The 3660-nt window shown below is 62.5% G+C and carries 3 protein-coding genes, 1 tRNA gene and 2 pseudogenes; 3 read left to right on the plus strand and 3 right to left on the minus strand.

All coding sequences use genetic code 11. The features are described from left to right. Nucleotides 1-295, minus strand: a pseudogene (locus EN925_RS27790) (lipoyl(octanoyl) transferase LipB); the annotation flags it as partial. Nucleotides 296-529: 234 nt separating this feature from the next. On the opposite strand from EN925_RS27790, the gene EN925_RS27795 reads away from it, so the two are divergent. The 3 genes from EN925_RS27795 (at nt 530) to EN925_RS27805 (ending at nt 2766) form a co-directional block, all read left to right on the plus strand. Then, nucleotides 530-614: transfer RNA gene (locus tag EN925_RS27795), tRNA-Leu, on the plus strand. Nucleotides 615-803: 189 nt separating this feature from the next. Next, nucleotides 804-2222 (plus strand): magnesium transporter, encoded by a 1419-nt coding sequence (gene mgtE / locus EN925_RS27800; protein ID WP_128337068.1) that lies wholly within the window; start codon nt 804-806, stop codon nt 2220-2222. A 157-nt stretch (nt 2223-2379) separates the two neighbouring features. Continuing rightward, nucleotides 2380-2766 carry a MerR family DNA-binding transcriptional regulator gene (locus tag EN925_RS27805; protein ID WP_013531113.1) on the plus strand — a complete coding sequence of 129 codons (387 nt, stop codon included), beginning with the start codon at nt 2380-2382 and terminating at the stop codon, nt 2764-2766. 84 nt (nt 2767-2850) lie between these two features. Here EN925_RS27805 and EN925_RS27810 read toward each other — a convergent pair whose 3' ends face one another. Next, nucleotides 2851-3327 (minus strand): isoprenylcysteine carboxylmethyltransferase family protein, encoded by a 477-nt coding sequence (locus EN925_RS27810; protein ID WP_024501351.1) that lies wholly within the window; start codon nt 3325-3327, stop codon nt 2851-2853. Further along, nucleotides 3324-3660 (minus strand): annotated as a pseudogene (locus tag EN925_RS27815) (DUF1624 domain-containing protein); the annotation flags it as partial. The gene EN925_RS27810 and the pseudogene EN925_RS27815, both read right to left, overlap by 4 nt.

Genomic DNA, 3660 nt, shown 5'->3' on the forward strand with positions numbered 1-3660 from the left:
AAGAGACAGGCCCATGATAGGTGTATTCGCCGCCGCGTCCGGCCGCGAAGACCGGGAAGCGGCTGGCGTCGATCAGATCCTCGCCACGGGCACTGGTGCCGGCCGTGTAGAGCGGCGGGTGTTCGACCAACCAGACCATTTCGCCGGCAGCGCCGCTGCGGATCGCCTCGGCGCGCGCCTCCATGAAGGCAAGTGCCTCGGGATAGGCGGTAAGGCCGGGCTCGATCAGCCATTCGACCGGTGCCGAGCCGGGAAGCGGCAGGAACGACGTGGCGATCTGGCTGCGTTCGGTCATGGCGTATCGTCTTTTCGTTTGTCCATGGCGCGCCCAAAAACGCCTCGCACCTTTGGGCGACATCAACTTGCCTTCCATATGGCGATATCAGGCGCAAACGTCCAGTTCCGGCGCTGCGTTCGGGCCCTGTGGAGCATTATGCCAATCGCCTGACATTATTGCTTGCCGTGCACTTGTTTCACCGGAAACGATTTGCTACACGCCGCGAGCCGGTCGGTTCCGGCTCTACCACGTGCGGTCGTGGCGGAATTGGTAGACGCGCAGCGTTGAGGTCGCTGTGGGGCAACCCGTGGAAGTTCGAGTCTTCTCGACCGCACCATTCTCTTCCCATAATCCGATTTGTGCCGGTCTCGCCCGCTGCGGGCCGGACGCATTTCGTTGATATTCCCGCACTTTACGCCACTTTCTTTTTGAGCGTCGGATTCTCCAAAACCGGTTTCCCCTTTTGGGTCCGATGCTCTAGACCTGATTTGCACCTTTTCCGGGATTCTTGTGGCGGGAGGCGCTGGTGGAAGGCGAGCACGAACGGACGACCGGCGCCGGGGCCGCCGAGGACAACCACGCCGACATCTATGGCGAGGACGGCGCCGTGCTTTCGTCCTTCCTGGCGCGGATCGGCGCGGCGATCGCCGACCGCGACACGCTGACCCTCAAGCATGAAGTCGACGACCTGCACCAGTCGGAGCTCGGCGACCTGCTCGAGGCGCTGCATCCCGAACAGCGCCGCGCGCTGGTCGAACTCCTGGGCGCCGATTTCGACTTCTCCTCGCTGACGGAGGTCGACGAGGCGATCCGTATGGAGATCGTCGACAATCTGCCCAATGCGCAGATCGCGCAGGCGGTGCAGGAGCTCGATTCCGACGACGCCGTCTACATTCTCGAGGATCTCGACCAGGAAGACCAGGACGAGATCCTGTCGCAACTGCCGTTCACCGAGCGGATCAGGCTGCGCCGCTCGCTCGATTATCCCGAAGAGACGGCCGGCCGCCGCATGCAGACCGAGTTCGTCGCGGTTCCGCCGTTCTGGACGATCGGCCAAACCATCGACTACATGCGCGAGGACAACAATCTTCCCGAGCGCTTCAGCCAGATCTTCGTCATCGATCCGAGCTTCAAGCTGCTCGGCGCCATCGACCTCGACCAGATCCTGCGCACCAAGCGTTCGGTCAAGGTCGAGGAGGTGATGCACGAGACGCGGCACGCCATTCCGGCCACCATGGACCAGGAAGAGGCGGCGCGGGAATTCGAGCAGTACGATCTTTTGTCGGCCGCGGTCGTCGACGAGAACGAACGGCTGGTTGGCGTTCTGACCATCGACGATGTCGTCGACGTCATCCAGCAGGAGGCCGAGGAAGATCTGATGCGCATGGGCGGCGTCGGCGACGAAGAGCTTTCCGACAGCATCTTTTCGACCTCGCGCTCACGCGTTCCGTGGCTGCTGATCAACCTTCTGACCGCGTTCCTGGCGGCGTCGGTGATCAGCCTGTTCGACCGCACGATCGAACACATCGTGGCACTGGCGGTGCTGATGCCGATCGTCGCGGGCATGGGCGGCAATGCCGGCTCGCAGACGATGACCGTCACGGTGCGGGCGCTGGCGACCAGGGATCTGGACATCTACAACGCCGCCCGCATCATTCGCCGCGAGATGGGTGTCGGCTTCATCAACGGCATCGTCTTCGCCATCCTGATCGGCATCGTCGCGGCAGCCTGGTTCCGTGATCCCAATCTGGGCGGGATCATCGCGGCGGCGATGATCATCAACATGTTCGTGGCCGCCCTGGCCGGCATCCTGATCCCGCTGCTGCTCGATCGTTTCAAGGTCGATCCGGCGGTCGCTTCGGCGGTCTTCGTCACCACGGTTACCGACGTCGTCGGTTTCTTTGCATTTCTCGGCATTGCCACGTGGTGGTTCGGCGTGCCCTGAAGGCACGCCTTTTGGCTCAATTGACTTTTACGTAAATGCCGTGCGAGGCTCGCGCGGGGCGCCATGTCGATTCCGGCATGGCATGGGTTTTGGTTCGGGACAGAAGGGTGACGCCGCCATGGCGATCGCCCCGGTGTTTCGGCGTGTGGGAGTGGCAATGCGAGAATATTATTCGATCACCGAGTTGACCCGCGAGTTCGACGTGTCGACGCGGACGCTGCGCTTTTACGAGGACGAAGGACTGGTGCAGCCGGTGCGGCGCGGCCGCACGCGGCTGTTTCGCCCCTCCGACCGGCAGCTCATTCGCCAGATCATGCGCGGCAAAAGGCTTGGCTTCTCGATCAACGAGATTCGCGAAATCATCCAGATGTACAAGGAGCCGCCCGGCGAAGTCGGCCAGCTCAACCTGATGATCAAGCGCATCGAGGAAAAGCGCGAGGATCTCCGGCAGAAACGCCGCGACCTCGAGGAGACGCTGGCTGAACTCGACCAGGCCGAGGAGTCTTGTGTGGAGCGGCTGGTGGAGCTTGGCGTGAATACCTAGGCAGAGAGTTTGAGGGACAGCGCCCCCCTCTCTCCTGCCGGACATCTCCCCCACGAGGGGGAGATTGGCCGCTTGAAAGCCAGCTCAAATCCAGCGGCGCACGCGTTTGGCGTAGTCGCGGTATTTCTTGCCGAATTTTGCCGCCAGCACCTTTTCCTCGCCTTCGATCGCCACCTTCTGCGTGGCATAGGCGGCGATGAACGCCAGCGGCAGGAACCACACGATGCCCGAGACAAAGGCGACGCCGATCAACAGCAGCGTGTTGGCCAGATACATCGGATTGCGGGTGACGCCGAAGGGACCCGTGGTGACCAGGTGATCGGGTACAGCGTTGGGGTTGAGCGTGGTCTTGGCCCGGATCATGGTGCGGATCGCGGTGAACCAGAGTGCGGCGACGGCAAACAGCGCCACCCAGCCGGCCGCGAACAGGATATCGCCCAGCAGGTCGCCGATCCAGGGCAGGGGATAGAGCAGGCCCAGTGCGATGCTGACGGCGATGGCGGCGATGTAGATCAGCGGCGGCCACGGTATGAGCCCCGGCTTCGGCTGGTTCTCGGTCATTCGGCCCCTCCCTCCATCAACTTGCTGTCGGTCTTGGCGGTGCACATGCCGGCGAGATCGGACAAATGCGCTTTCCACTCCGCAGTCTGATCGTTGTTGTAGAGCCTATCAAGCGTGGACTCGCCCTCGAGCGTATCGAGCATGCAGACACAGTAGCTCGTACAGAACTCGGTGTCGCGCGACTGCTCGCAGGACAGCTGACAGGTTTTGAGGAAATTCACCTGCGGGGTTTCGACCTGCGCCGGCATGATCTGCGAGAACAGCCAGACGCAGCCGATCAGCAGCGGCTGGTGGATCAAATAGAAAGCCAGGCTGTGCCGGCCGATGAAGACC

This window comes from Mesorhizobium sp. M7A.F.Ca.US.006.04.2.1, assembly GCF_004022915.1.
Taxonomy (GTDB): Bacteria; Pseudomonadota; Alphaproteobacteria; order Rhizobiales; family Rhizobiaceae; genus Mesorhizobium; species Mesorhizobium ciceri.